At 68.5% G+C, this 25,680-nt stretch carries 32 protein-coding genes; 8 read left to right on the plus strand and 24 right to left on the minus strand.

Annotated elements, in window-relative coordinates:
• Positions 1 to 29: 29 nt before the first annotated feature.
• The 11 genes from ABIC32_RS03135 to ABIC32_RS03185 form a co-directional block, all read right to left on the minus strand.
• On the minus strand, positions 30 to 464 hold the full coding sequence (locus ABIC32_RS03135; protein WP_307512603.1) for a hypothetical protein: 435 nt from the start codon (positions 462 to 464) through the stop codon (positions 30 to 32).
• Between the two features lie 26 nt (positions 465 to 490).
• Complete coding sequence (gene ybgC / locus ABIC32_RS03140; RefSeq protein WP_026108605.1) at positions 491 to 949, minus strand: tol-pal system-associated acyl-CoA thioesterase; 459 nt, start codon at positions 947 to 949, stop codon at positions 491 to 493.
• Between the two features lie 5 nt (positions 950 to 954).
• Positions 955 to 1,818 (minus strand): hypothetical protein, encoded by an 864-nt coding sequence (locus tag ABIC32_RS03145; protein WP_307512605.1) that lies wholly within the window; start codon positions 1,816 to 1,818, stop codon positions 955 to 957.
• Positions 1,815 to 2,183 (minus strand): hypothetical protein, encoded by a 369-nt coding sequence (locus tag ABIC32_RS03150; protein ID WP_307512607.1) that lies wholly within the window; start codon positions 2,181 to 2,183, stop codon positions 1,815 to 1,817. Before ABIC32_RS03150 ends, ABIC32_RS03145 begins: the two co-directional genes overlap by 4 nt.
• A 5-nt stretch (positions 2,184 to 2,188) precedes the next feature.
• A complete protein-coding gene (locus ABIC32_RS03155) occupies positions 2,189 to 3,655 on the minus strand; it encodes an alpha/beta hydrolase (RefSeq protein ID WP_354072267.1) in 1,467 nt (488 codons plus the stop codon).
• Positions 3,656 to 3,712: 57 nt separating this feature from the next.
• Complete coding sequence (ruvB, locus tag ABIC32_RS03160; protein ID WP_199060003.1) at positions 3,713 to 4,744, minus strand: Holliday junction branch migration DNA helicase RuvB; 1,032 nt, start codon at positions 4,742 to 4,744, stop codon at positions 3,713 to 3,715.
• 13 nt (positions 4,745 to 4,757) lie between these two features.
• Positions 4,758 to 5,375, minus strand: a complete 618-nt coding sequence (ruvA, locus tag ABIC32_RS03165) for a Holliday junction branch migration protein RuvA (protein ID WP_354072270.1) — start codon at positions 5,373 to 5,375, stop codon at positions 4,758 to 4,760.
• Entirely contained in the window at positions 5,372 to 5,890 is a 519-nt protein-coding gene (gene ruvC / locus ABIC32_RS03170) for a crossover junction endodeoxyribonuclease RuvC (protein ID WP_055753940.1), read from the minus strand. Before ruvC ends, ruvA begins: the two co-directional genes overlap by 4 nt.
• 46 nt (positions 5,891 to 5,936) lie before the next feature.
• Positions 5,937 to 6,632, minus strand: a complete 696-nt coding sequence (locus ABIC32_RS03175) for an MgtC/SapB family protein (protein ID WP_165118331.1) — start codon at positions 6,630 to 6,632, stop codon at positions 5,937 to 5,939.
• A gap of 76 nt (positions 6,633 to 6,708) precedes the next feature.
• Positions 6,709 to 7,227 carry a hemerythrin domain-containing protein gene (locus ABIC32_RS03180; RefSeq protein WP_174087201.1) on the minus strand — a complete coding sequence of 173 codons (519 nt, stop codon included), beginning with the start codon at positions 7,225 to 7,227 and terminating at the stop codon, positions 6,709 to 6,711.
• Positions 7,228 to 7,311: 84 nt separating this feature from the next.
• On the minus strand, positions 7,312 to 8,085 hold the full coding sequence (locus tag ABIC32_RS03185) for a YebC/PmpR family DNA-binding transcriptional regulator (protein ID WP_055753937.1): 774 nt from the start codon (positions 8,083 to 8,085) through the stop codon (positions 7,312 to 7,314).
• Between the two features lie 148 nt (positions 8,086 to 8,233).
• Between ABIC32_RS03185 and ABIC32_RS03190 the strand changes: the two genes are divergently transcribed.
• Complete coding sequence (locus tag ABIC32_RS03190) at positions 8,234 to 8,434, plus strand: hypothetical protein (RefSeq protein WP_055753936.1); 201 nt, start codon at positions 8,234 to 8,236, stop codon at positions 8,432 to 8,434.
• A 4-nt stretch (positions 8,435 to 8,438) separates the two neighbouring features.
• Here ABIC32_RS03190 and ABIC32_RS03195 read toward each other — a convergent pair whose 3' ends face one another.
• Positions 8,439 to 9,722 carry an arsenic transporter gene (locus tag ABIC32_RS03195; protein ID WP_354072274.1) on the minus strand — a complete coding sequence of 428 codons (1,284 nt, stop codon included), beginning with the start codon at positions 9,720 to 9,722 and terminating at the stop codon, positions 8,439 to 8,441.
• An 81-nt stretch (positions 9,723 to 9,803) separates the two neighbouring features.
• Between ABIC32_RS03195 and ABIC32_RS03200 the strand changes: the two genes are divergently transcribed.
• Both ABIC32_RS03200 and arsC read left to right on the plus strand, forming a co-directional pair.
• Positions 9,804 to 10,139 (plus strand): ArsR/SmtB family transcription factor, encoded by a 336-nt coding sequence (locus ABIC32_RS03200; RefSeq protein ID WP_354072276.1) that lies wholly within the window; start codon positions 9,804 to 9,806, stop codon positions 10,137 to 10,139.
• A 5-nt stretch (positions 10,140 to 10,144) separates the two neighbouring features.
• Entirely contained in the window at positions 10,145 to 10,549 is a 405-nt protein-coding gene (arsC, locus tag ABIC32_RS03205; RefSeq protein ID WP_354072278.1) for an arsenate reductase (glutaredoxin), read from the plus strand.
• 15 nt (positions 10,550 to 10,564) lie between these two features.
• Here the strand turns inward: arsC and ABIC32_RS03210 are convergent, their stop codons facing one another.
• Positions 10,565 to 11,083: a PadR family transcriptional regulator gene (locus tag ABIC32_RS03210; protein ID WP_354072280.1), complete on the minus strand. Its 519-nt coding sequence runs from the start codon at positions 11,081 to 11,083 to the stop codon at positions 10,565 to 10,567.
• 57 nt (positions 11,084 to 11,140) lie between these two features.
• Here ABIC32_RS03210 and ABIC32_RS03215 point away from each other — a divergent pair, with 57 nt between their 5' ends.
• Positions 11,141 to 12,049 (plus strand): retropepsin-like aspartic protease, encoded by a 909-nt coding sequence (locus ABIC32_RS03215; protein WP_354072282.1) that lies wholly within the window; start codon positions 11,141 to 11,143, stop codon positions 12,047 to 12,049.
• Between the two features lie 22 nt (positions 12,050 to 12,071).
• Here the strand turns inward: ABIC32_RS03215 and ABIC32_RS03220 are convergent, their stop codons facing one another.
• Complete coding sequence (locus tag ABIC32_RS03220) at positions 12,072 to 12,605, minus strand: MarR family winged helix-turn-helix transcriptional regulator (protein ID WP_295217572.1); 534 nt, start codon at positions 12,603 to 12,605, stop codon at positions 12,072 to 12,074.
• 47 nt (positions 12,606 to 12,652) lie between these two features.
• Positions 12,653 to 13,087, minus strand: coding sequence for an acyl-CoA thioesterase (locus ABIC32_RS03225; protein ID WP_055806518.1), 435 nt, complete (start codon positions 13,085 to 13,087; stop codon positions 12,653 to 12,655).
• 111 nt (positions 13,088 to 13,198) lie between these two features.
• Between ABIC32_RS03225 and ABIC32_RS03230 the strand changes: the two genes are divergently transcribed.
• Positions 13,199 to 14,329 (plus strand): zinc-dependent alcohol dehydrogenase family protein, encoded by a 1,131-nt coding sequence (locus tag ABIC32_RS03230; RefSeq protein ID WP_354072285.1) that lies wholly within the window; start codon positions 13,199 to 13,201, stop codon positions 14,327 to 14,329.
• A 79-nt stretch (positions 14,330 to 14,408) separates the two neighbouring features.
• Positions 14,409 to 15,020: a hypothetical protein gene (locus tag ABIC32_RS03235; protein ID WP_354072287.1), complete on the plus strand. Its 612-nt coding sequence runs from the start codon at positions 14,409 to 14,411 to the stop codon at positions 15,018 to 15,020.
• 4 nt (positions 15,021 to 15,024) lie between these two features.
• On the opposite strand, the gene ABIC32_RS03240 is transcribed toward ABIC32_RS03235, so the two are convergent.
• Entirely contained in the window at positions 15,025 to 17,508 is a 2,484-nt protein-coding gene (locus ABIC32_RS03240) for a S9 family peptidase (RefSeq protein WP_354072289.1), read from the minus strand.
• A 202-nt stretch (positions 17,509 to 17,710) separates the two neighbouring features.
• Here ABIC32_RS03240 and ABIC32_RS03245 point away from each other — a divergent pair, with 202 nt between their 5' ends.
• Positions 17,711 to 18,493 carry a hypothetical protein gene (locus ABIC32_RS03245; protein ID WP_199059994.1) on the plus strand — a complete coding sequence of 261 codons (783 nt, stop codon included), beginning with the start codon at positions 17,711 to 17,713 and terminating at the stop codon, positions 18,491 to 18,493.
• A gap of 28 nt (positions 18,494 to 18,521) precedes the next feature.
• Here ABIC32_RS03245 and ABIC32_RS03250 read toward each other — a convergent pair whose 3' ends face one another.
• The 8 genes from ABIC32_RS03250 to ABIC32_RS03285 all read right to left on the minus strand — a co-directional run bounded on the left by ABIC32_RS03250 (position 18,522) and on the right by ABIC32_RS03285 (position 24,725).
• Positions 18,522 to 19,367, minus strand: coding sequence for a ribokinase (locus ABIC32_RS03250; protein ID WP_199059993.1), 846 nt, complete (start codon positions 19,365 to 19,367; stop codon positions 18,522 to 18,524).
• Positions 19,364 to 20,317: a nucleoside hydrolase gene (locus ABIC32_RS03255; protein WP_354072292.1), complete on the minus strand. Its 954-nt coding sequence runs from the start codon at positions 20,315 to 20,317 to the stop codon at positions 19,364 to 19,366. The genes ABIC32_RS03250 and ABIC32_RS03255 overlap by 4 nt, the downstream gene beginning before the upstream one ends.
• A 49-nt stretch (positions 20,318 to 20,366) precedes the next feature.
• On the minus strand, positions 20,367 to 21,044 hold the full coding sequence (gene cuyB, locus ABIC32_RS03260; protein ID WP_354072295.1) for a cysteate racemase: 678 nt from the start codon (positions 21,042 to 21,044) through the stop codon (positions 20,367 to 20,369).
• The gene (gene chrA, locus ABIC32_RS03265) at positions 21,041 to 22,246 is read right to left on the minus strand and encodes a chromate efflux transporter (protein ID WP_354072297.1); all 1,206 of its coding nucleotides are present in this window, start codon (positions 22,244 to 22,246) and stop codon (positions 21,041 to 21,043) included. The genes cuyB and chrA overlap by 4 nt, the downstream gene beginning before the upstream one ends.
• A 39-nt stretch (positions 22,247 to 22,285) precedes the next feature.
• Positions 22,286 to 22,789, minus strand: a complete 504-nt coding sequence (locus tag ABIC32_RS03270) for a hypothetical protein (RefSeq protein WP_199059989.1) — start codon at positions 22,787 to 22,789, stop codon at positions 22,286 to 22,288.
• Between the two features lie 130 nt (positions 22,790 to 22,919).
• The gene (locus ABIC32_RS03275; RefSeq protein ID WP_199059988.1) at positions 22,920 to 23,078 is read right to left on the minus strand and encodes a DUF3253 domain-containing protein; all 159 of its coding nucleotides are present in this window, start codon (positions 23,076 to 23,078) and stop codon (positions 22,920 to 22,922) included.
• Positions 23,079 to 23,092: 14 nt separating this feature from the next.
• Positions 23,093 to 24,103, minus strand: coding sequence for a D-cysteate sulfo-lyase (cuyA, locus tag ABIC32_RS03280; RefSeq protein ID WP_354072300.1), 1,011 nt, complete (start codon positions 24,101 to 24,103; stop codon positions 23,093 to 23,095).
• A 91-nt stretch (positions 24,104 to 24,194) separates the two neighbouring features.
• On the minus strand, positions 24,195 to 24,725 hold the full coding sequence (locus ABIC32_RS03285) for a hypothetical protein (protein WP_066555367.1): 531 nt from the start codon (positions 24,723 to 24,725) through the stop codon (positions 24,195 to 24,197).
• A 110-nt stretch (positions 24,726 to 24,835) separates the two neighbouring features.
• On the opposite strand from ABIC32_RS03285, the gene ABIC32_RS03290 reads away from it, so the two are divergent.
• Positions 24,836 to 25,678 carry a TIGR02587 family membrane protein gene (locus tag ABIC32_RS03290; RefSeq protein ID WP_354072302.1) on the plus strand — a complete coding sequence of 281 codons (843 nt, stop codon included), beginning with the start codon at positions 24,836 to 24,838 and terminating at the stop codon, positions 25,676 to 25,678.
• Positions 25,679 to 25,680: the final 2 nt, after the last annotated feature.

Raw genomic sequence — 25,680 nt, forward strand, 5'->3', positions numbered from 1 at the left:
ACAGGCGCGTCATAAGGGTTAACAGCAGGTTACTCGGACGCCGTCCGCCGCGCATTCGGATCGACCGCGACAGAGACCGGGGCGCCGACGCTGATGATGACGCCCTCGTGGCCTTCCTTGGCTATGGAATAGGTGGCGGCGTCCTTCAGCAGTTGCTCCTCGCACTGGCGATCACCGGCCCGGCCCAGTTCGGCGCAGCCGCGCTTGGCCGCGTCGGTCCAGCCCAGAACCCGGCGCGTCGCCGCCTCGGCGCGCTTGATCGCCGCCTCGTCTTCTGCGGCGGCTTGCGCGATCAAGGCTTGGCGCGCGCCCTGCTGGTATTGCAGCTCGGCCTGGCCCGCCATCTTGCGCTCCCAGACCTTGTAATAGGGACAGCCCACCAGCGCGCCGCCGATCAGCAGCACGAAGAGCAGGATCGTGACGATCACCGCGCTGGCGGACATCTTGTAGGTTTCTGCGGCCATGACGTTTCCCCCTCGTTGGCGCGATCCTAGTCGGCGGTTCCACTGGCCGCCAGCCACGGCGTGACCTTCTCGACCAGTCCCTTCGACGGCCGTCGCGGCCGCCCATCCAGATGGATGCACACCGCCGTCACTTCCGCCCGGCACAGCACCTCGCCGGCCCGCTCCACGCTCTGGCGGATGATCAGCCGCACGCCCTTCACCTGCTCGTAGACGGTGCGCACCACCAGGGCGTCGTCGATCCGCGCGGGCTTCAGATATTTTATGTTCAGTTCCGACACCACGAAGGCCAGCGGCTCGGCCTCCTCCAGCAGATCGGCGTGCCCCACCCCGATGGCGCGCAGGAAATCGGACCGCCCCCGCTCGAAATAGCGCACATAGTTGGCGTGATAGACCAGGCCGGTGAAATCGGTGTCCTCATAATAGACGCGCACCGGCAACAGGTGATCGCGCCCCTCGAAACGGCCGGCGGTGGGTTGGTCGGAGATTGCGGTCACTGAAACCTCGTGCGTCGTGCAGTCGCCATAGCCAGTCCGATCGCGACAAGCCATCCGATCACAGGCGAAGCACCATATCCCACCACCGGCGCCGGATAGGCGCCCAGCAGATTGGCCGCCGACAGACCGATCCAGAAGCCCCCCATGGCCAATCCGACGGCGGCTGCAATGCCCCGCGCGCGCCATCCCATCCAAAGCAACGGGGCCGACAGCAGGATCAGCGCGATCACCGCCGCCACCCCGAGGACCGGCGCAACCGCCCAGACCATCGGCACGACATCCTCGACATAGGGAACGCGCGGCAGCGCCTGCGATTGCGCCAGGCTCCACAGCGCCAGAATCCAGGACAGGGCCGTCAGCGGCGCCAGCGTCTTCCACGACCCTCTCGCCGCCGTCAGCAACCCGGTCGCCCCCACGGCGAAAGCCAGGCTGGCGGCCCCGTCGAAGCCCGCGCCGAACGTCAGGATCGCCAGGGCGGCGACGCCTGCCGTCCACACATCGTCAGCATCCTGCGCCACGATCCAGAGCAGCGGCGCGCCCAGCAGCGAGGCGGGGTGGATCAGAACCGGCCCCAGCGCCAGCCAGCGATGCGCGCCTTGCATCTCCACGCCCGTCGTCAGCATAAAGACTGCGACGACCAGGATCGCCGCCGCAGAGGTCAGCTTCGGACCACGGCTCGGCCGCGCCATCCGCGACGCCGCCCACAGCGCCATGGCCCCGATCAGAAACGCCGCGGCCTGGACCGCAACCGACGCCGTCCCCGCACCGGCCGCCCGGATCGCCAGCAGGCTGATCGCCGCCGTCGCCGTGACCTGTGCGATCAGGGCGAGCGCTGGCCCCTTCAACCGCCGAGGGATCACGGCTGGCGGTTCGGCGCGGCCATGAAGCCGGGGCAGTAGCTTTGGCGCATTTCGCGGAACTCGGTCGGCAGGGGGTCGTCGCTGAACAGGATGCGATTGGGGATGGAGACGAAGCCCACCGCCGGCCCGCCCGCGACGCGCCCGACATAGCCGCACACCGATCGCCTTTCGCCGTTCTCGGCGTAGCGCAGCTCGGCGCCGCGCCCCGCCTGGGTGCGGATCTGGCGCATCACCCGCGCATCGGCCGGCTCGGGCGACGGGGTGTTCACCGGCTGCATCAGCACCCAGACGCCGACCGCGCACAGGGCGAGAACCAGCGCCGCCGCGATCATCAGGCGCTGCTGAAGCGGGCTGCGATGGCGCATCACCCTCATGCGGCGGGCGCATCCAGGGTGAAGTCCAGCGGCGTGTCGGCGGCGGGCAGGCAGGTCCGATCCACCGGCTTGGACGGATCACGCAGGAAGTCACGCGCCATCTTGCGCGTGCAGGGGCTGGCGTTGATGACGCCGTGGGTCGCATTGGTCACGATCACCACCTGGCTGTTCGAATAGCCCTTGGCGGCGGCCTCGGTCAGCGGCGGCGGACAGCCCGGATCGATCTCGGCGGCGACGAACAGGGTCGGGATGTCGGTCTGGACAGGCAGATTCTCGATCGGCAGCGCCGGCCGTTCGCCCACCGCCGCGCAGACGTCGAACAGCCGCGACAGCGACGGAACCAGCACCTCGGCAACCGGATCGCCCGCCGCCCCGGCCGCCAGCCGCGCCTTGGATTCGAACGGCAGTTCTTCCTTGCACAGATGCGCCATGTGCTGGCCCTCGAAATAATAGGTGCGGTCCTCTGCGATCTCCGCGACCGGCGTCAGGTCGCCGGCGATGATCTTGTCCAGATCGACCGGCAGGCTGCGCACGCCCGTCGCGCTATAGGTCGTGTCCATCAGGAAGGCCGACAGGTCGTCGACGTTGAAGGTGCGCCCGTCCTTGCCCGTCACCGGACCGGCCAGCCATTTGCGCACCTCGGCCTCGAACCGCGCCTGAAGGTTGGGATGCCGCGCCGCGCACGCCGTCTGGGCCGCGCATTTGGCCAGGATGATCTTCACCGCCGCCGAAACCTGTTCGGGTGTGCCGACGGCCCAGTTGCCCTCGGGCGGCCAGGGGCTGTCCATCACGGCGGCGCGCACGATCTGGGGCTGGTGGGTGATGACCGCCGCCTCGATGCGCGGGCCATACGATCCGCCCCACAGGTCGATCTTGGCCAGACCCAGGGCCTGGGCCATGTCCTTCACATCGTCGGCGATGGCGGCGGCGTTGTACTGGTTCAGGTCGATCCCTTGCGCCTGATATCCCTTCAGACAGGCGATCAGCCCGTCGCGGTCCTTGTCGGACGGCGGCCCCGCATCGGTCAGCTCGACGCCCGGACAGTCCATCGACGGAGTGCTCGCCCCGCCGCCCCGCTGGTCGAACAGGATCACGTCCTGATCCACCGCAAAGGCTTCCGGATTGCGACGCAGCGCCGCCAGCATCCGCCCCGCCCCCGGCGTCAGGGCCCCGCCCGGCCCGCCATGGAACATCACCATCGGCGGCAGCGCCTGACCCGAGGCGTCCTTGTAGGGCGCGCTGGCCTTGAAGATGACCACCGCGATGTCGATGCGCCGATCGCTAACCGAGCCATCGCGCGCCTCGTCCACCGTCAGGGTCCCGCACCGCACCTCGCGCAGACCCGTCGGCCAATCACTGGGACAGGCCTTGTCGGTGAAGACGGGGGCCGCCGCCCTCGCAGGCGGCGCCAGACCGGTCAGGCCGACCGCAAACGCCATCACGGCCAGGGTGCGCAGGATCATGGGACGACGGCTCCGGTTCGCCCCCAGCAAACCCCCGCCCGCCCCGCTTGGCAACGCCTATTCGAACAGGTCGCCCGGCACGGGTCCGGCGGCGGGTTGCGCCGGCGCGCTGAGGCCCAGATGCGCATAGGCCTTGGCGCAGGCCATGCGGCCGCGCGGGGTGCGCATGATGAAGCCCTGCTGCAGCAGATAGGGTTCGATCACGTCCTCGACCGCGTCGCGCGCCTCGGCGATGGCGGCCGCCAGGGTGTCCATCCCGACCGGCCCGCCGCCATAGTTCTCGATCAACGCCTTCAGGAACCGCCGGTCCAGGCTGTCCAGCCCGGCCTCATCCACCTCCAGCCGCGCCAGCGCCCGCGCCGCCACCAGTTTCGAGATCGTCTCCGCCCCCTCGGCCGAGGCGAAATCCCGCACCCGGCGCAGCAGGCGCCCGGCGATGCGCGGCGTGCCGCGCGCCCGCGACGCGATCTCGCGCGCGCCGCCTTCATCGATCCCCGCGCCCATCTTGCGCGCCGTGCCGCGCACCACCGCCGTCAGTTCGTCGGGAGTGTAGAACTCCAGCCGCAGCGGAATGCCGAACCGGTCGCGCAACGGCGTGGCCAACAGGCCCGCCCGCGTCGTCGCCCCCACCAGCGTGAACGGCGCCAGATCGATCCGCACCGAGCGCGCCGACGGCCCCTCGCCGATGATCAGGTCCAGCACATGATCCTCCATGGCCGGATACAGGATCTCCTCGACCTGGGGGCTCAAGCGGTGAATCTCGTCAATGAACAGGACGTCGCGCGGCTCAAGGTTGGTCAGGATGGCCGCCAGATCGCCCGCCTTGGCCAGGATCGGCCCGGAGGTCGCACGGAACCCCACGCCCAGCTCGCGCGACACGATCTGCGCCAGCGTCGTCTTGCCCAGTCCCGGCGGTCCGAACAGCAGCACATGGTCCAGCGCCTCGGCCCGCCCGCGCGCCGCATCGATGAAGACCTTCAAATTGCCTTTGGCCTGCGACTGGCCGACGAATTCCGACAACGTCTGCGGCCGCAGCGCGCGATCGAAGGATTCGCCGGTCTCGGCCTCGGGGGAGATGACGCGGGTCATGTCGATGCGGCTCTCATCGGCCCAACTCCTGCAGCGCCGAGCGGATCACCGCCGACAGCTCCGCCTCTTCGCCCAGACGGATCAACGCCTGATCCACGGCCCGGCGCGCATTGACCTCGGCGACGCCCAGCCCAAGCAGGGCGGACACGGCCTCGCCGGTGATGGACGGAACGGGCGGTGCGATCTCGACGTGCATCCCCGGCGGGACCGGCGCAAAACTGACGTCGCCCAAGGGCTTGCCCTTCAGCTCGGTCACGATCCGCAACGCCAGCTTCGGCCCCACGCCGTTGGCCCGCGCCACCGCCGCCTTGTCCTCGCGCGCCACCGCCGACGCCAGTTCGCCGGGCGGGAGGACGTCCAGCACCGCCAGCGCCGCCTTGGGCCCCACGCCCTGAATGGCCAGCAGGGTCGTAAACGCCCGCCGCTCATCGCGCGTCAGAAATCCATACAGGCGCGGCCCCGCATCCTCGCTCCACTGCGAATGGACATGCACCGTCGCCTCGTCGCCCGGCGCCGGCAGCCGCCCCAGCGTCCGCGCCCCGCACGACACGACATAGCCCACGCCGGCGCAGTCGATCAGGCATTCCGCCTCGCCGACCTCGGCCAGCACGCCTCTCAACCGCCCGATCACGCCGCCCCCCGGTGCATCGCTTCCAGCAGGGATCGCTTCCTGAGTTGCGCATGGGTGATCGCGACGGCCAGGGCGTCGGCCGCATCCGCCTTCACGTCGCCCGCGGTCGGCAGCAGCCGTTTGACCATGAAGGCGATCTGGCTCTTGTCCGCATGGCCCGCGCCCACCACCGCCTTCTTGATCAGGTTCGGCGAATATTCCGCCACCGTCAGACCCGCCTTGGCCGGCGCCAGCATCACCGCCGCCCGCGCATGACCCAGCTTCAGCGTTGAGGACGGGTTCACATTGACGAACACCTCTTCCACCGCCGCCTCCTCGCAGCCGTGGTCGGCGCAGATCGTCCCCAGCGCCTCGAACAGATGCAGCAGCCGCTCGCTGAACGGCGCGGTCTCGGGCGGGGCCACCACCCCGTGCGCCACCCACCTCAGGCGCGCGCCATCCGACACCACGACGCCCCAGCCGGTGCGTCGCAGACCGGGGTCCAGGCCGATGATTCTGACAGGTTCGTTCGCCATCCGTTCCCCTCATGCCGCAAAGAGGGTTATCGGGCAATGAACGGTTTCAGTCGTCGCGCGGGTCTAGGCTGTAGGCGACCACGCCCGGTATGGCGCACAGCTGTTCCGCCAGCCGCTTCAGCTGGCTTTCCTCGGCAGCCTTCAATCGCCAAGTCCGTCGAACGGTCTGTCCATCGATCAGCTCGAACCGGTCGTGTCGCGCGTCCGCGTCTATGGCTTTCAGCGCCGCCTCGATCGCCGGCTCCGGCGACGCCTCGCGCCGCTCCCAACACACTTCGGCGTCCACCACCGTGCGCGCGGGCAAACGCCCGTTGATCAGCCTCAACCCGATCAGGATCAGCGCCGTGACCACCGTCGCCGCCGTCCCCAGCGCATAGAGGCCTGCCCCGAACAGAATGCCGATCGCCGAGGTGATCCACAGCGACGCCGCCGTGGTCAGCCCATGGATCGAAAATCCGGTGCGGAAGATCACCCCGGCGCACAGGAACCCGATCCCTGTCAGCACGCCGTGCGCCATCCGCGTCGGGTCTGTGACGATGTTCTCGTCGGGCAGGGCGCGGAACGCCCAATCGGCCTGCGACATGGCAGCCAGCATCAGTAGGGCTGACGCCAGGCTGACCAGGATGTGCGTTCTGAGGCCCGCCGCCCGGCCCCGCCATTCGCGCTCGAAGCCGATGACCCCGCCCGCGATCACCGCGCCGAGGATCGGCAGGACGGCGCCTTCCAGACTACCCAGATTCATCCGCGCTCAACGACGGGCCGAGCGCTGATGTTCCTTGGACGGACGATGCTGCGACATCGTGGTCGCAGCGCCCGCCTCAGCCGTGCTTTTCGATATAGGTCTCGGGGTCCTTGTTCACCGGCTTGACGCCGGTGATGTGCTCGGCCTCGAAGGCGGCGAACTTGACCGCCAGCTCATGGCGCGTCTCGACGTCGGCGTTCATGCGGAAGTCGGTCAGCCCCTGCCGCTCTTCCTCGCCCATGTGTTTGGAGTTGACGACGTTCGCCTCGCCCACGGCGTCGAACCAGGCCTTGGTGCCGACCTTGTGCTTTTCGACCGCCTTGACCGCGTCGCGCAGCTTGTTGTGGTCTTCGATGGCGTCTTCGGTCTCGCCCTCGACCGTGCCGTCCTCGGCGTCATTGGCGCCCTCGCCCTGCTTCAGCAGCTCGGGATAGAAGAACCGTTCCTCGGCCTCGGCGTGCACATCCAGGAACGCCGACAACCGCGACCAGACGGCGCTCAGCGCATCGGTGTCCTTGGGGTCGATCTGTTCGATGATCGCAAACAGCCGACGCTGTTCGGCATGGTCGTCGAGGATCAGCTGGGTGATGTCCATAGGGGGCTCCAGGCGTAACGGTGAAGCCTCGTTACGCCCGGCGCACGACCCGGTTCCGTGCGAACGACTCGCGGTCGTTCGGGATCAGCCCGCGTACTTGGCCGCGTCCTCGTCGGAGATGTCCTCGTTCGAATAGACCGCCGACACGTCGTCCTCGGCGTCCAGCGCGTCCAGCAGCTTGAACAGGGTGCCGACGGCCTCGCCGGTCACCGGCACTTCGGACTGCGGCTTCCAGACGATGGCGGTGGACTTGGGATCGCCCAGCACCTTGGACATGGCCTCGGCGACGTCGTTCAGATCCTCGAAGGCGGTCCAGATCGTGTGGCCCGGCGCGTCCTCATAGATGTCGGGCTTGACCAGATCGCTCTCGACGTCCTGGGCGCCGGCCTCGATGGCGGCCTCCATGACGGCGTCTTCCGAACCGGCCTCGGCGGCGTAGGTGATCTTGCCCACCTTGTCCCACATGAAGGCGACCGAGTTCATCTCGCTCAGCGCGCCGCCGTTCTTCTTGAAGGCCGCGCCGATGTTGGACGCCGCGCGATTGCGGTTGTCGGTCAAAGCTTCGACGATAATGCCCACGCCGCCCGGACCCCGGCCCTCGTAGCGGACCTCTTCCATCGTATCGACGTCGCCGCCGGCGGCCTTATTGATCGCGCGCTGGATCACGTCCTTGGGCAGGCTTTCGGCCTTGGCGTTGTTGACCGCCAGGCGCAGGCGCGGGTTCGCCGCCGGATCCGGCAGGCCCGACTTGGCCGCCACGGTGATGTCGCGCGACAGTTTGGAGAACAGCTTGGAGCGCTGCGCATCGGCGCGCCCCTTGCGGTGCATGATGTTCTTGAATTTCGAGTGGCCGGCCATGGGATCGTCTTTGAGCGTTCTGAACCTGAGCCGCGCCTCCTAAACGAAGAGCGGCATCCTGTCACGATACGCCGATCGGGGGCGACAGGGGTGGAACCTGTACCGTTTGGGCGTATTGATCCGGGCAAGACAGACGGAGCGTAAAGCCATGACCGCAGACGACACCATCTATGAAGCCGAAGGCTATATGGACGAGGACCTGCACGAGGCCGACATTGTCGAGTGGTACGAAGCCCGCCCGGTGACCGTCTCCACCGCCGTCGCCACCGGCGCCATCGTCACAGCCTTCACCCTGGGCGCCCTGACCGCCGTCGGCGCCCTGTTCCTGATCGGCCGTCTGGACGACTAAGGCGCTAGACGCTTAGGCGTAAGGCCAGGGCCGCTAGGGCGACGCCCAGGACAGGCAGGGTGAGCACCACGCCCACCTTGAAATAATAGCCCCAACCGATCTTCACGCCCTTTCGCGCCAGGACGTGCAGCCACAGCAATGTGGCCAGCGAACCGATCGGCGTCATCTTCGGCCCCAGGTCGCTGCCGATGACATTGGCGTAGATCATCGCCTCCCTCGCCGCGCCGGTGGCGCCCGAGGCGTCGATCGACAGGGCGCCGATCAGGACCGTCGGCATATTGTTGGCGATGGCCGACAGGAAGGCCGTCAGGAACCCGGTTCCGAAGGCCGCGCCCCAGACCCCGCCCTGCGCGAATCCGTCCAGCAGGCCCGCGATCTGGCGTGTCAGGCCGGCGTTGCCCAGCCCATAGACGACCAGATACATCCCCAGTGAGAAGATCACGACCTGCCACGGCGCCTCGCGCAGCACCTTCGTCGTGCTGATGACCGCGCCGCGCCCCGCCACGACCAACAGGACGACCGCCCCCGTCGCGGCGACGGCGGACACCGGCACCCCTCGCGGTTCCAGCACGAAGAAGCCGATCAGCAGAAACGCCAGGATGATCCAGCCCCAGAGGAAGGTCGCCCGGTCCTTGATCGCGCTGGACGGCGTGGCCAGGCGCTCCACGTCATAGGCCTTGGGAATATCGCGCCCGAAGACCACAAACAGCACCATCAGCGTCGCCGCGATGCTCGCCAGGTTCACCGGCGCCATGACCGCCGCATAGCGGTCGAAGCCGATGTCGAAGAAGTCGGCTGAGACGATATTGACCAGGTTGGACACCACCAGCGGCAGGCTGCCCGCATCCGCGATGAAGCCCGCCGCCATCACGAAGGCCAGCGTCGCCATGGGGCCATAGCCGAGCGCCAGCAGCATGGCGATGACGATGGGCGTCAGGATCAGCGCCGCCCCGTCGTTGGCGAAGACCGCCGACACCGCCGCGCCCAGCAGGACGAACAGGACGAACAGCCTGCGTCCATGGCCGCCGCCCCATCGCCCGACATGCAGCGCCGCCCATTCGAAGAAGCCGGCCTCGTCCAGCAACAGGCTGATGATGATGATCGCGACGAAGGTCGCCGTGGCGTTCCAGACGATGTCCCAGACCACGGGGATGTCGGCCAGGGTGACGACGCCCAGCAACAGCGCCGCCGCCGCACCGCCCATCGCGCTCCAGCCGATCTGCAGCCCCTTCGGCTGCCAGATCACCAGGGTGATGGTGACCGCGAAGATCAGAAAGGCGACGATCATGGGCGGCTCCATCTCGGCCGACCGACGACCGCAGAGCCCCCTCTATCTTGCACGACACTACATTTCCAGTATCTTGGAATAATGGAATCCGAACCGGCCATTCTGGCGCTCGCCGCCCTGGCGCAATCCACGCGACTGGACGCCTTCCGGCTGCTTGTCCGCCATGCGCCGGACGGCCTGCCGGCCGGAGAGATCGCCGATCGTCTCGCCGTCCCGACCAATACGATGTCGGCGCATCTGGGCTTGCTGTCGCGCGCCGGACTGATCTCGTCCCAAAGGCGCGGCCGGTCGATCATCTACCGGGCCGATCTGGATCGACTGGGCGAGGTCGTGCTGTTCCTGCTCAAGGACTGCTGCCAGGGCCGCGCAGAGCTTTGCCAACCTTTGCTGGCCGAACTGGCCCCCTGCTGCGACTGAGGCCAATGGACGTCGTCATCTATCACAACCCCGCCTGCGGCACGTCGCGCAACACCCTGGCCCTGATCCGTCACGTCGGGATCGAACCGCATGTGATCGAATATCTGAAGACTCCGCCCAGCCGCGCGCTGGTGGCCCAAATGGTGGAACGGATGGGCGGATCGGTGCGCGACATCCTGCGCGAAAAGGGCACGCCCTACGCCGACCTCGGCTTGGAGGACACGAGCTTGTCGGACGACCAGCTGCTGGACGCCATCGCGGCGCATCCGATCCTGATGAACCGCCCCATCGTCCTCTCGCCCCTGGGGGTGAAGCTGTGCCGCCCGTCCGAGACGGTTCTGGACCTGCTGCCCGACCATCTCGCCAAGCCCTTCGTCAAGAAAGACGGCCAGGTCGTTCTCGGCGCCTAGGGGCGGGCGCGAAGTCTATGACGTGCGTTGCCCGTCCAGCCAGTCCAGGCGGCTGAGCTGCAGGCTGATGGCCAGTTCGATGCGGGGACGCTCGATCGGGTCCAGCGACACCACATACTGACGTAGGACGGCGATTTCCGCCTCCACCGTGCGCTTCAGGGCCGCCAGGGCCTCGGCCTTTCGGGCTGGCGGCAGGCGCTCCCACATGCCTGAGCGCAGGCGGAAGGGGTCCAGACCGACGCTCGTGGCGCGCTCGGCGTCGCAAATCCAGTCTTCCATCACCGCGACCCCCTGCGGCGTCAGGGACAGAAGAACCGTGCCCCGACCCGAGCCCGTCTCGGCCGCGTCGATCACGCCACGCTCCGTCAATCGTCGAATGGCCGGATAGACGGCGCCCGCGCTGCCCCTCCATTCCAGAGACATCGACTCCTGGAACGCCTTGCGGACCTTGAAGGCGGTCGTGGCGCCGCGATGATGGATTTCCGACAGGATGGCGCCTTCCAGCTCCGTCAGGCTTCCTTGCCGATTGTTCATTTGACCCGATCCGACTCGATAGTCCTAATCGGACTATCGACGTCCATGGAGGAATGCATGATCCGGTCCCTGTTCAAACGCGCCATGGCGGCGTCCTGCCTGGCCGGGGCCAGCCTATCGGCTGGCCTCGCTGCGGCGCAAGCCGCACCCGTCGCTCAAGCGACCCCTCAGGCGACCGCGTCGGCGCCGGCGGCCGCTGTGGCCCGCATCCCGCTCTATGTCTCGGACGGCCGGGCGCTTCTGATGATGCGGATCAACGGCGGCCATCCTGCGCCCGTCGTCTTCGACACCGGCACCAACGGCAACCTGATCTACAAGTCCTACGCCGACGACATCGGCATGCCGAACGTGGGCCCATCCCAGTCCAGGGACGGCAGCACGGGACTTATGGTGCCCGGCTATACGACCAGCCTGAAGGGCGTGACCCTGGGCGGCTATGCGATCACCGAGGGCCCCGCCACGGTCTTCGAGTTCAGGGACGAGGACGAAGTCGGCATCTTCGGCCCCAACAGCTTCCACGGAAAACTGGTCGAGATGAATCTGGCGAAGGGCGAGCTTCGCATCATGGCGCCAGACGCGCCCCAGCGTCCCGAGGGCCCCGGACACGCCTATTCCGACGACGAACACCTGCCGGTCGTCGCCCTGGACCTGCCGGGCGCCTCGGTCGAGGCCACCCTGGACACCGGCAACGACAGCGCCTTCCTCCTGCCGCTGTCTCTGGTCAGTCAGATCAAGCTGAAGGGCGAACCACGCAAGATCGGCATCGCGACCTCGGCCGCCGGAACCCAACCCGTCTACGAGGCCCAGGCCGATGGCCCGGTCAAGGTCGGCGGCGTCGTGGTCGACAGCCCCAAACTGCGCTTCATCGAGGGCGGAACTCCCAATGTCGGCCTGCCCATGATGCGCAAGTTCCGGTTCGTCTTCGACCCCACCAACGAACGCACCTGGGTTCTGGCGGGCGACTGATGGTCAGGGCGGTCCGATGTCTTCAGGCGTCGGACCGTTCGGGCGTCTGCGGGACGCGATCCGTCAACAGCTTCAGAACCTTGGCGGTGATGGCCAGTTCCTCGTCGGTGACGCCCGCCAGCAGTCGGGTGCGATCCTCGCGCGCCACACGATCAGAGGCGTTCAGCGCAACCAACCCCTTGGGCTCCAGCCGGATCAGATTGGCGCGTCCGTCGCCGCTCAGCGGATGGCGCGACACCAGCCCCTCTTCGATCGACAGCTTGACGCGGCGCGACAGCGACGCCTCCGATATCCGCAGGATCGCCGCCAGCTCCGACTGCGTCAGACCCTTGGGCTTGGACGCCAGAACATACAGGTGCGCACGCTGAGCCGCCGTATAGCCTCGACCGCGAAACAGCGCATTGGCCCGCGTGATCCACGCCCGGGCCACGAAGGCGATGCGCATGGACACGACCAATTCCAGGCTTCCGCGCGGATCGTCCCCGGTCGTCGCTGCATCCGCCTCCGTAAAGCTCAGATAGAAGGCGTCATCGAGATCGGCGGGGTCGGAAGACATCGGCATCACGCAAACAGGCGCTGGATTTCAGGCGAAGGGCGACAGCTCTACCCCGCGCGCAGGTTCTCTACCACGCTCCTCAACCGCGCCGGCAGCGGCTTGGGCCGGCGGGTTTCGGCGTCGACATAGACGTGGACGAAATGGCCGATGGCGGCGGGAACATCCACGCTGCGCTTGAAGACCGCAAAGCCGTAGGTGACGCTGGAGGTGCCGATCGCATCGACCTTGATCCCGACCTCGATCACATCGGGAAACTTCAGCGACGAGGTGTAGCGACAGCCCGAATCCACCACCAGGCCGATGGACTCGTCCAGCGCATTGGCGATCAGCAGGTGGGCGTTCACCGCAGAGTCCACGAACTCGTAGAATTTGGCGTTGTTGATATGCCCGTACTGGTCGTTGTCGGCCCAGCGGGTGGAGACCATGTGAAAGGCCTTGTAGGTCGCCCGTTGCGCCAGCGCGCCCTCGTCTCGTTTCGGCATCGTCGTCTCCCTCGGCGACGCGAACCGTCGCTCTCCATCCCGACGCTCTAGCTTGGACGACGTTAGGTCAAGCGCCTATCGGTAGCTTGTTGATGACGAAGGCTTGACCACATGATCCTTAAGACTCGCGCCGCCGTCCTGTCTGACATGGGCGCCGCCCGCCCCTACGCCGACAGCCGCCCCCTTTCGGTCCAGACCGTCACGCTGGACCCGCCCGGCCCCGGCGAAGTGCTGGTCGCGATCAAGGCGGCGGGCCTGTGCCACTCGGACCTTTCCGTCATCAACGGCGACCGCCCCCGCCCCCTGCCCATGGCCCTGGGGCACGAGGCGGCGGGCGTGGTCGAGGCGCTGGGGGATGGCGTCACCGATCTCGCCATCGGCGATCACGTCGTCATGGTCTTCATGCCGTCGTGCGGCCACTGCAACCCGTGCGCCGGCGGCCGTCCCGCCCTGTGCGAGCCTGGCGCCGCCGCCAACGGCCGGGGCGAGCTTCTGTCCGGCGCTCGCCGCATCTTCCGCGAGGGCGAGCCCGTCAACCACCACCTTGGCTGCTCCGCCTTCGCCGAGCGGGCCGTCGTCTCGCGCCGCTCCCTGGTCAAGATCGATCCCGACCTGCCGTTCGAAGAGGCGGCCCTGTTCGGCTGCGCCGTCCTGACCGGCGTCGGCGCCGTGGTGAACACCGCTGGCGTCAAGGCGGGCCAGAGCGTCGTCGTCATCGGTCTCGGCGGCGTGGGCCTGGCCAGCGTGCTCGGCGCCCTGGCCTCGGGCGCCAGCCCCGTCGTCGCCGTCGACCTGTCCGAGGACAAACTGGCCCTGGCCCGCACCCTCGGCGCGGTCGAAACCGTCAACGCCGCCGACCCCGATGCGGTCGATCAGGTCCGCGCCCTGACCAACGGCGGCGCTGACTTCGCCTTCGAAATGGCCGGCTCGGTCCGGGCGCTGGAGGCGGCGTGGAAGATGACCCGGCGCGGCGGAACCACCGTCACCGCCGGCCTGCCGCCGCCCGATGCGGCGCTGGCCGTCAACGTCGTCTCCCTGGTCGGCGAAGAGCGCACGCTGAAGGGCTCCTACATCGGAACCTGCGTCCCCAGCCGCGACATCCCCCGTTACGTCGCCCTGTATCGCCAAGGCCGCCTGCCGGTGGATCGGCTGATGAGCGGCGTCATTCCCCTGGATGACATCAACACCGGCTTCGACCGCCTCCACGCCGGCGAGGTCGTGCGACTGATCGTCAGACCCTGACGACACTGTAATCCCGCCGCCCGGTTTCGGCCGTAAATTCGCAGACCAATGTCCGCCCAAGCTTCAGCGGAGATCTCCCATGCGCCCGTCTCGCCTGTCCTGCGCCGCCGCGATGTCGGCCGTCGTCGTCGCCTTCGCCGTTCCGGGCCTGGCGCAGGCGCAGGAGACCTCGCCTCAAAACAACGCTGAGATGGCCGCCATCTTCGCCGCCGACCAGGCCGTAAGGCAGAACCTGACGCCGGACTTCTTCAAGGACCGTGCCCGCGTCACAGCAATGCTCGCCGAAGACGCCGCGCGCCGGGTCCAGACCCGCGCCCTGCTGGACGCCGGCGCGCTTAGCACCGGCGAGGACTATCGCGCCGCCGCCTTCGTGTTCCAGCACGGCTCCACGCCCGAGGATTATCTGCTGGCCCATAGCCTGGCCGTCGCCGCCGTCGCCAAGGGCTCGCCCGAAGGCGCCTGGATCGCCGCCGCGACGCTGGATCGCTATCTGCAGATGACCGAAAAGCCGCAGATCTACGGCACCCAGACCCGCAAGACCCGCGACGCCCCGGCCACCCTCGATCCCTACGACCGCGCCCTGATCCCCGACAGCCTGCGCGCCGTCTTCGGCGTCCCGCCCCAGTCGGAACAGGACGCCCGTCTGGCGGCCGTCAACGCCGCGGCGGAGGCCGCGGCGTCCAAGCCCTGATTGCTCAGTTCGCGGCGGGCTTCGGCGGGGCGTTCTTCACATACTGGTCTAGCCAGCGGGTCATCTCCCACAGGGTGTGGCCCACGGATTCTCGCGCGCGGTATCCATGCGCCTCCAGCGGCAGGGTGACGTAACGCGCCGTCGCCCCCAGCCCCTTCAGCGCCGCATAGAAGCGCTCGGACTGCACCGGGAAGGTGCCCGAGTTGTCGTCCGCCTCGCCGTGGATCAGCAGGATCGGTTCGTTCAGCTTGTTCGCATAGGTGAAGGGCGACATCTCGGTATAGACCTCGGTCGCCTCCCAATAGTTGCGCTGCTCGGACTGGAAGCCGAACGGCGTCAGGGTGCGGTTATAGGCGCCCGACCGCGCGATCCCGGTGCGGAACAGATCGCTGTGCGCCAGCAGGTTCGCCGTCATGAAGGCGCCGTAGCTGTGGCCGCCGACCGCGATCCGGTCGCGGTCCGCCACGCCCATGCCGACCACGGCGTCGACCGCAGCCTTCGCATCGGCGACCAGCTGCTCGACATAGGTGTCGTTCGGCTCGGCCCCGTCCTTGCCGATGATCGGCATGGAGGGGTTGTCGAAGATCGCATAGCCCTGGGTCAGCAGGAACAGATGGCTGGACCCGCCCGGCCGTACGAACCGGTTCTGCACGTCCACCGTCTGGCCCGCCACCGCCGCATCGGTGAATTCGGCCGGATAGGCCCACATCAGCATCGGCAGCGGCCCGTCGCGGTCCTTGTCGTAACCGGCCGGCAGATACAGCGTCCCCGACAGCTTGACCCCGTCGGCCCGCTCATAGGTCACCAGTTGCCGCGTCGCCTCGGCCAGTTGCGGCGCCGGATCGGGGAAGTTGGTCAGCCGCGTCGTCTGGCCCGTCGTCAGATCGCGGATCTGCAGGTTGGGCGGATCCAGCCGCGTCTCGCGCTGCGTCACCACCCGCTTGCCGTCCGCATCCAGGAAGCCGACCACGGCCTCGTAATCCGTATTGGCCGAGGTCCACAGCCGTTCGCTGCGTCCCGTCGCCGGGTCCATGGCGGCCAGGAAGGGGAACTCGCCCTGCGGCGTGGCGCCGGCGCCTGACATCAGAATGCGCCCCTGCGGATCGAAACGGATCACCGAACGGCCCTGCGCATTCGGCTGGGTCACCGGCTGGCCCGGATTGTCGTAGCGCGCCTGATAGTTCCGCTCCAGCAGCACCCGGCCCTCGCCAGGATTGGACGGATCGACCACGAAACGCGTCTCATGCCGGGTGTTGAACCAGCGGCTGTTGACGATGGCCAGGTCGTCCCGGCCCCAGACGACGCCGCCAAACCGTTCTTTCAGGTCGATCAGCTTCACGGGCTCGGCCGTGAACGGCGCCGCCTGCATGAAGACCCGGTCCCGGAACTCGGCCGCCTTGCGGATGTCCCCGCCGTCCAGCGCCTCGACCCAGGTCAGGGTCGCCGGCGCATCGGCCCGCCATTCGACCGAGCGCGGCCCCGGCGCCACGGCGTCGAAGGCGGTCGGCACATCGTCCCTCAGCGGCAGGTCGGCGACCGTGCGCACCACGCGACCGTTCAGATCCGTCACCACGATCTCGGTCGGGAATAGGTCGTCCGGCACCGCATAGGAGTAGGGCCGCTTGGCGATCTCATGCAGGATGTATTTGCCGTCCGGCGACACCGACGCGTCCAGATAGACCGCCGGCGCCCCGATCGTCCTTGCACGGCCGTTCAGCGGAACCAGCGTCAGCTGGCTGGTGAAATAATGGTCGAACAGGGCCTCGTCGCCAGGGTTCGACAACAGGTCCTGATAGGTCCGCACCGGCGCGACCCGCCCGGCCGTCTCCTCGATGTTCGGCCCCGTGGGCGCCGCCGTCACGTCCGGCGCCGGACCGCGTCCCGCCGGCACCGCCTCGACCAGCAGGCCCGAACTGTCGGGCAGCCACTCATAACCCGTCCCGCCGGTCATATTGACCACCGGATCGGTCAGCTTGCGCGCCCGCGCCGAGGCCACGTCCACCACCCACAGCTCCAGCCCCGTCGGCCGGTCCAGCACGAAGGCCAGCGACTTGGCGTCCGGCGAGAACCGCGGCGCCGTGAACCGCGCGCCGTCGGGCAGGGCCACGACGCGAGGTTGCCCGCCATCCACCGCCTGCAGGCTCAGACCCGTCAGCCACGCCACCCGGCTTTCGGCCGCGCCATTGTTCCTCGGATTGATCCGCGTCCCCGCCAACCGCAGCATCGGCTCGGCCAGGGCCTTGATGCTGGGCAGGTTGGACCGGTCCATCAACACCAGCGTCCGCCGATCCGGGCTCAGCATCGACGACGGCGTCGGCTTGGCGTCCAGGATGTCCGCGATCGGCGCCGGCGGCTGCTGATAGACCATCGGTCCCGCAGCCGGCCCCGCGTTCTGGGCCCCCGCGTTCTGGGCTAACGCCCCACCCGACACGCCGCTCAGCAGCACCGCCGCCAGAACCAGCCCAACCCCACGTCCACGCATCATCATCGTCTGAAGTCCCCACAAATCCCGAACCCCAGACCTAACCCCGCCTTTCCACCGCCGACAACCCGTTTCGGCGTTACAGTGTCACATTGGCGCGGCGACGCCTGCGCCTGGCCCAGTCGATCCTCGACATATCGCTGATATTCCAGATTGCCGCAGTCGGGCTTCGGCGTTAAGTTTCGCCGGAAACATCGGGGGGTGTGTCATGGCGACTGCGAACAGGATGGGCGGGGCCGACCGCACTTCGGACCGCGTCTTTCCGGGGCTGGCCGTCGTCATGGCGCTTGTCGTCGTGGCAGGCTTTTCGCTTCAGCTCGCCATGGGCCGTTCCAGCTTCGAGGCCCCGCTGCTGGTCCACGCCCACGCCGTGGTCTTCATGGGCTGGGTCGTCATCTTCCTGGTTCAGAACCTGTTGATCGCCACGGGCCAACTGCGTTGGCACCGACCGCTGGGCTGGCTGGCGGCTGCATGGCTGGCGCCCATGCTGATCCTGGGCTGGCTGGTCACCGAGGCCATGGTGCGTCGGGGCGACGTGCCCTTCTTCTTCCGGCCCTTGCAGTTTCTGGTCTTCGATCCCCTCTCGCTCGCGACCTTCGTCGGCCTCACCATCGCGGCGGTGTGGCTTCGTCGGTCGACGGACTGGCATCGCCGCCTGCACTATTCCGCCATGGCGATCCTGCTGGGGCCGGCGGTCGGTCGGCTTTTGCCCATGCCCTTGCTGATCCCCTGGGCCTGGGAGGCGACGACGCCCGTCACCCTGGCGTTTCCGGTCATCGGCATGATCATCGATCTGGCGAAGACCCGCCGGATCCACCCCGCCTGGTTCTGGGGTCTGGGGGTTCAGATCGCCATGATCGCGGCGATCGAGGCACTCACCTGGTCGCCGCTCGGCCTTCAGCTTTACCAGACCGTCACGGCCGGTTCTCCCGGCGCGACCGTCGCGCCGCTCGCCTTCCCGACGCCCCCCGGTCCGCCGCCAGGGGTCTGACCACGATGAAGAGGCGCAGACCGCGTCCCTACCCCGCCAGCAGCGCCTCGACCTGATCGCGCTCCGGCGCTGAGGGCTGCGCGCCCGGGCGGGTCGCGGCGAAGGCTCCGGCGGCGCAGGCGAAGCGCAGCGCCTCGGCCGGGTCCATGCCTTCCAGCAAAGCCACCGTGATGGCGGCGACGAAGGCGTCGCCTGCGCCCGTCGTATCGACCGCCTCGACGGCCGGCGGGGTCGCCCAGGCCATTTCGACGCCGCGCTGATACATGGCCGCGCCTCGTGCGCCCTTGGTGACGACGACCCGTCCCCCGCCCCGGTGCAGGCCGTCGCCATAGAAGGCCGCCTCGGTCTCGTTGACGACGATCAGGTCGGCGCGGCGCAGCAGCAGTTCCGACACCGGCGCGGCGGGCGCCAGATTGGCGCAGACGAAGCCCGTCGCCCGACCCACCGCCGCCTCGACCGTCTCGATCGGCAGCTCCAGCTGAACGATCAGCGCGCCCTCGATCCGCTGCGGCAGTTGTTCAGGGGTGACCATGTGGTTGGCGCCGGCCGCGACCACGATCTGGTTCTCGCCGGTCGGATCGACGGCGATCAGGGCCACGCCCGTCGGGGCCGCCACATCCACCTCCACCCCCGCCAGATCGACGCCCAGGTCTTCCATCAGGGCCAGGGCCTCGCCGGCCATGGCGTCGTCCCCGACCCGCCCGATCAGGCTGGCCTCGGCCCCCAGTTTCTCGGCCGCCAGCGCTTGGTTGGCGCCCTTGCCGCCGGGATGCCGCGCCAGGGTCGCCCCGGTCACCGTCTCACCCGGCGCCGGCAGTTGGGGCGCGGTGGCCACCAGATCCAGATTGATCGAGCCGACGACGGTGATCCTCATGCGGCGGCCTCCAGCGCCTGAGCCTTCAGCTTGCCGACGATCAGGTCGAACACCCCTTGCGCGTCCGCCGCGACCGCCCAGCGATGCCGCGCCGTCGCCGGATCGATCCGGAACTCCACCGCCGTATGCCCGCGCGTCAGGTCCGAACTTGTCTCCACCTCGATCCGGCAGGGATTCGTCTCAAACAGGTCGGGCTTGATCAGCCAGGCGATGGGACAGGGGTCATGCAAGGGGGCTGCATCCCACCCCACGATCTCGCGCTCCACCCGCTGCGAGAACCGCAGCGTCGACGCCGCCGCCCGCGCGGCCTCGCTGTCGATGGCCTCTATCGCCACGATCCGGTCCTCGGTCGCGCGCACCTGATGGGTCGCATCCAGGCCGAAGGCGACCACCTGACATCCCGATCCGAACACCACCGCCGCCGCATCCGGATCGGCCCAGATGTTGAACTCGGCGGATGCGGTGACATTGCCGCCTTCCGACCGCGCCCCACCCATGACCGCCACCGGCCCCAGTCGCTCGGCCAGCCGCCGCTCACGCCGCATCGCCAGCGCCAGATTGGTCATCGGCCCCAGGACGGCGATGGCGACCGAGGCTTCGGGCCGGCTCATCACCAGATCGACGATGGCGTTGGCGGCCGGCCCGTCGCCGACGATCCCCGTCGGTTCGAACGGCTCCAGATCGCCCAGACCCTCGACGCCGTGAAACTCGCCCGCCCCCGCCGGCGGACGTTTCAGCGGCCGCTCCGCCCCGCCGAACACCGGCACGTCCTCGCGCCCGGCGATCTGGCGGATGATCCGCGCATTGCGCTGGGTCTTGGCGCCGGGAACATTGCCCCCGACCGTGGTGACGGCCAGCAACTCCAGCTCGGGCGCGGCGAAGGCCAGAAACAGCGCCACGGCGTCGTCCACGCCGGGGTCGCAATCGATGATCAGGGACTGAATAGACACCGCCCATGACTAGGCAGGCCGGCCGCGCGGAGCAAGCCGCAACCGCGCCTCACACCCGACACGCCTGCACGCAGGCCTGGGCCAACACCTCGGCCGAATCCGTCAGCGGGATCGGCGCATCCTCGGCCTTCAGCAGCAGCGGCACCTCGGTGCAGCCGGCGATCAGCCCATGCGCGCCCGCATCCGCCAGGGCCTGGGCCAGGCGCGACATCCCTGCCCGCGCCGCCTCGCCGACATCGCCGCGCTTGACCCCATAGACCAGGCCCATGAAGGCCTCGCGGTCCGCCCCCTCCAGCAGCACGGTGTCGATACCGCGCGCCGCCAGCGCCTGCGTGTAAAGCCGCTCGCCCCCCGGCGTCGCCAGCACCCCGATCCGCTTAACTCCAGAAGTCGCCGCCGCATCCGCCGTCGCCGCGATCATGTCGATGAAGCGCAGGCCCTTCGCCTCGCACGCCGCGCGGATGCTGCCCGCCTGGGCGTGGGCGGTGTTGCACGGCATGGCGATCACCTCGGCCCCCGCCGCCGCCAGCCCCTCGGCCATCTGTCCCAGCACCACCTCGGCCTCGCCCGGCCGCGTGTTGCGATCGGGCACCTGGGGGTTCAGGTCCATCACCACCCGGATGTGATCGGCGTCGCCTTCCGCCGGCGTCAGCGCCTGCACCCGCGCCAGAAACGCCACCGTCGCCGCCGGTCCCATGCCGCCGATGACGCCCAGGATCTTGCTCATCGCATCACGCCCCATCCCACGACCGCGGCGGCGGCCAGAACTGCCGGCACGGCGTAGCGGCTCTTCCAAGCCCACGCCACCGCCAGGGCGCCCGCAAAGATCGCTGCAGCCGCCGCCATCGACGGCGCCCGCTGCAAGGTCGCCCAGCCCAGCTCCACGCTGGTCGCGGCGATGATCCCTACGACGGCGGCGGCGACCCCGGCCAGAAGATCGTGCAGCCGCCGGTCCTCGACCACCGCCTCCAGCCGCTCATAGAAGATCATCGAAAAGGCGAAGGCGGGCGCGAACACCCCGACCGTCATCGCCAGCGCCCCGCCCCAGCCCGCGACCACGAAGCCGACGAAGGTGCAAAAGATCACCAGCGGCGCCGGGATCACCCCCGCAAAGGCGATCCCGTCCAGAAACGCCCCATCGTCGATCAGCCCGCGCCCCACCGTATCGGCGCGCACATAGGGAATGGCGGTATAGGCGCCGCCGAACGTCAGCAGCCCCGCCTTCAGCCCCGTCCAGAACATCGCAACCCAGCCGACGTCGCCCGCCGGCCCCGCCGTCTGTCCGAGGACCGGCCCACCGTCCCCCAGCCCGTACATCGCCAAGGCTGCAACGACCGCCAGCACCACGACCCCGACGGCCAGGCCGACCCGCCCGGCCCAGACCAGCACATAGGCCGCCCCGCCCGCCGCCAGCACGATCCAGAACGCCGCCCCGGCCAGGGTCGCCACAAAGCCGACGACGGCGACGGCCCACAGCCAGCGATCCTCCAGGATATGCGATCCGATCTTGCAGACGGCGCGCACGATCACCGCCACCACCGCCGCCTGAACGCCCAGGAACGCCCCGGCCAGCAGGCCCACGACCGGCGACAGCGCCACATAGGCCCAGCCGATCCCCAGCATCAGCATCAGCCCGGGCAGCATGAACCCCAGGCCCGCCAGCAGGCCGCCGATCCGCCCCCGCGCCCGCATGCCCATGTGCACGCACAGCTCGTGCGCCTCCGGCCCCGGCAGGACCTGCAACACCGCCAGCAGCCGGTTGAACCGCGCGCTGGACATCCAACGGTCCTGATCGACCAGCTCGCGCCGGATCATCGCGATCTGCGCTACCGGCCCGCCAAACGCCAGCAGCCCGAACCGCGAGAACCGCAAAAACACCGCCGTCAAAGACATCGCCGGCGGGACAGGTTCGATCTCGCGCACCGTCATTTGATCACCTGATCTCGCCCAAACCGTTGGCGATAAAGGCTAGTCGGCGGAAGTTGCCATCCTTGCCTCAAATCGCTCGATCTTCGGTCTCAAAATCCAAACACCGAGCAGAGCAAAGAACATGAGGAACATTGTCACAACGATCTGTCCCGCCGATGCTTGGCCGTTGAAGACGTCAGCGTTTTCCAGCGCCTGAGCGGCAAACCATAAGGCGACAAAAAATACGATGAAGAACGCCAAGGCGGCGGGGCTGTTCTGCATCGACCAACCCGCCAATGCCGCAATAATCGGCATTATCGGGGGGACGGCAAACAACCATCCCCAAGTCACCCCAGCACCAGGCGCTCCGCAGGCTTTCGCCACCCTGAAAATCGACCAGCACCAAAGGCAGGTGGCGGCGATCGGCAAAGCCGTCACAATCCCCCGTATCAGTGGGGTTACGTGCAGCCCTGACAGCACAATCTGCACGACCATCGCAACGACGAGAACGGCGGTAAGGACTGCAGGGTGTAGTCGCGCGAAATATCTGGAAAGCTCAACCATAGATATCCGTTATCGGCATTCCGGGAAAACACAACCTTCGGATACCGCGTCAGCCAACGCCCCGCGCGATCCGATAGGGCCCCGCACGCATCGCCAGCGGCCGCCCCTTCCAGCTCAGTCGCACCGCGCCCTAGTTCACAAGGGCGTCCACCGCGGCGTGAACCTGCGGCATCGCCTCGCGCGACGCGCCGCCCTCGCCCGCGACCACCCGCGCGACCTCGCTGGGGCAGACGGTGGCGTCCTCGGCGCGGGCGGCCAGCAGCGCCAGGGTCGCCTCGCGCGGATCCATGACGGACGGCGCGCCTACAGCACCCCTTCGATCTCGGTCTGATAGCCGAACAGCCCCTGCGCCCCGCCGGTGTGCAGGAACACCACCGTCTCGCCCCCAGAACCAGAAGTGAACCGACCGGCCCGCGCCAGGGCGATCAGCCCCTTCATCGCCTTGCCGGAATAGACCGGGTCCAGCACGATCCCGTCCAGACGCGCGGCCAGGGTCAGGGCGTCGATCACCCCCTGGTCGATCAGGCCATAGCCCTCGCCGACATAGTCGCAGTCGGCGACCACCCTTTCCCTCGTCACCCGCCCCGGCTGGCCCAGCAGGGCGGCCGTTTCCTCGGCCAGTTTGAAGACGTTCGCCTCCTGCTTGTCCTTGGGCGCCCGCACCCCGATTCCCAACACGGGAATGTCCGCCCCCATGACCGCCAGCCCGGCGACCAGGCCCGCGTGAGTGCCCGCGCTGCCTGTCGCCGTCACGATCCGGTGGACCTCCAGATCCATCTCATCGGCCTGGACCACGATCTCGCGCGCGCAATCGACATAGCCCAGCGCCCCGACCGGGTTCGATCCGCCGCCGGGAATGACATAGGGCTTGCCGCCCCGCGTCCGCACCTCGGCCGCCGTCTTCTCCAGCTCGGCGACCATGTCCGTCCCGCCCGGCACGGTGCGCAGGGTCGCGCCGAACAGCCGATCCAGCAGCACGTTGCCGTTGCCGACATAGTCCGTCGCCTTGGACCCCGTCCGCTCTTCCAGAATGATCTCGCAGGCCAAGCCGTGCGCCGCCGCCGCCGCCGCTGTCTGGCGCACATGGTTGGACTGCACCGCCCCTTGCGTCACCAGCGTATCGGCGTCCTCTTCGAACGCCGCGCCCAGCAGGAACTCCAGCTTGCGGGTCTTGTTGCCGCCGCCGGCCAGGCCGGTGCAGTCGTCGCGCTTGATCCACAGATCCAGACCCAACTCCTCCGACAGGCGGGGCAGCGGCTCCAGCGGCGTCGGCAGATGGGCCAGGCGGATGCGGGCGAAACGGGCGAGATGCATGGGACGGTTTCCTGTTCGCCGTCTTGATAGCCCGCGCCCGTGACATTCAAAAGCGCCAGCCAAGCCGCCCGCCCCTTCGCCCGCCTCGACCTCAGCCCGGCGCGCCGGCCTCGGCCACACGCGTCGGCGCGACGAAGGCGGCGTCGCACAGGGCCTGGGCGAAGGCGTGGGACGTGACCGCCTGGCGATCCATCAGGGCGTCCAGCACCCCGGCCCCCGCATCCACCGTCACGACCAGCGGATAACGTCCGACCACCTGACCGCCCTGCGCCGGATCGCGCAGTTCCGCCGTCGCCCGCATCCGGTGTTCGGCGCGATCGCCGGCAAGAATGGCCAGGCGCGGCGCCCGGCTCAGCGCCTCGACATGGATGCTCAGGTTCAGCCGATGCCGGCCGCCGGCGCACAGCCCCATTTCGTTCAGCACCTCGTCGTTGAAGGTGTCGGCGAAGTCGTCCTCGGCGTCCAGCCAGCCGGTCGTGGTTGTGACGCTGCCGATCCGCGCCTGCTCGGCCATGGCGGGCGACAGGGCCATCGGCGCGCCGCCGACATCCACCGAGGCGCAGGCCGTCAAGCCCGCGCACGCCAGAACCGCGATCACGGCGGTCGTCTTGATCTGTTTCATCGTTCCCTCTCCCTAGAGTTGATACCAAGCTTGGCTGCGAATGAACGCCGCCTGAACGTCGTTCGACAAGCGGTCCGGAGCCAAAGCCGGCGTCCAAGCGTTGCCGTCGCATGACCGCCGCCGCGCCCCCTTTGGATCTGCAACGCGAGCGCGCCTATGTCCGCGATCTGGGCCGCGCCTTCGCCGGCGCCCTGGTGTTCAACATTCCGCTGTTGATGACGATGGAGATGTGGGCGCAGGGCGTGATCATGGACCGCTGGCGGCTGCTGACCTTCATCGTCGCCGGCCTGCCGCTGCTGTACGGCCTGGCCTATTACGCCGGCTTCTCCAAGCGGCGCGGGCCGGTCAACGATGCGCTGGACACCGCCGTGGCCCTGGCGGTCGGCTTCATCACCGCCTCGGTGCTGCTGATCCTGTTTGGCGTCGTCGAATGGGACGCGCCGCCGCGCGAGGGCCTGGGCATGGTCGCGCTTCAGGCCATTCCCGGCGCCATGGGCGCGCTTCTGGCCCGGCGTCAGCTCAGCGGCGCGGGTTCAGAGTCCGGGGGAGGCGACACGGACGAGGATCAGGCCTCCTATTTCGGCGAACTGTTCCTGATGGCGGCCGGCGCCCTGTTCTTCGCCCTGAACGTCGCCCCGACCGAGGAGATGATCCTGATCGCCTACAAGGCGACGCCCGCCCACATCCTGGCCCTGATCGCCGTCTCCATCCTTCTGCTCCACCTGATCGTCTTCAAGGCGGGCTTCGCCGGTCAGGAAGAGGCCGATCATCCGATCAAGGCCTTCCTGCATTTCACCTTGCCCGGCTACGCCATCGCCCTGGCCGTCAGCCTGTTCACCCTGTTCCTGTTCGGCCGCACCGACGGCCATGCCGTCGCCGGCGTGGTCCAGACCATGATCGTCCTGGGCTTCCCCGCCGCCATCGGCGCCGCCGCCGCCCGTCTGTTGGTCTGACC

The sequence above is a fragment of the Brevundimonas sp. 1080 genome (genome assembly GCF_040545985.1).
Lineage (GTDB): Bacteria > Pseudomonadota > Alphaproteobacteria > Caulobacterales > Caulobacteraceae > Brevundimonas.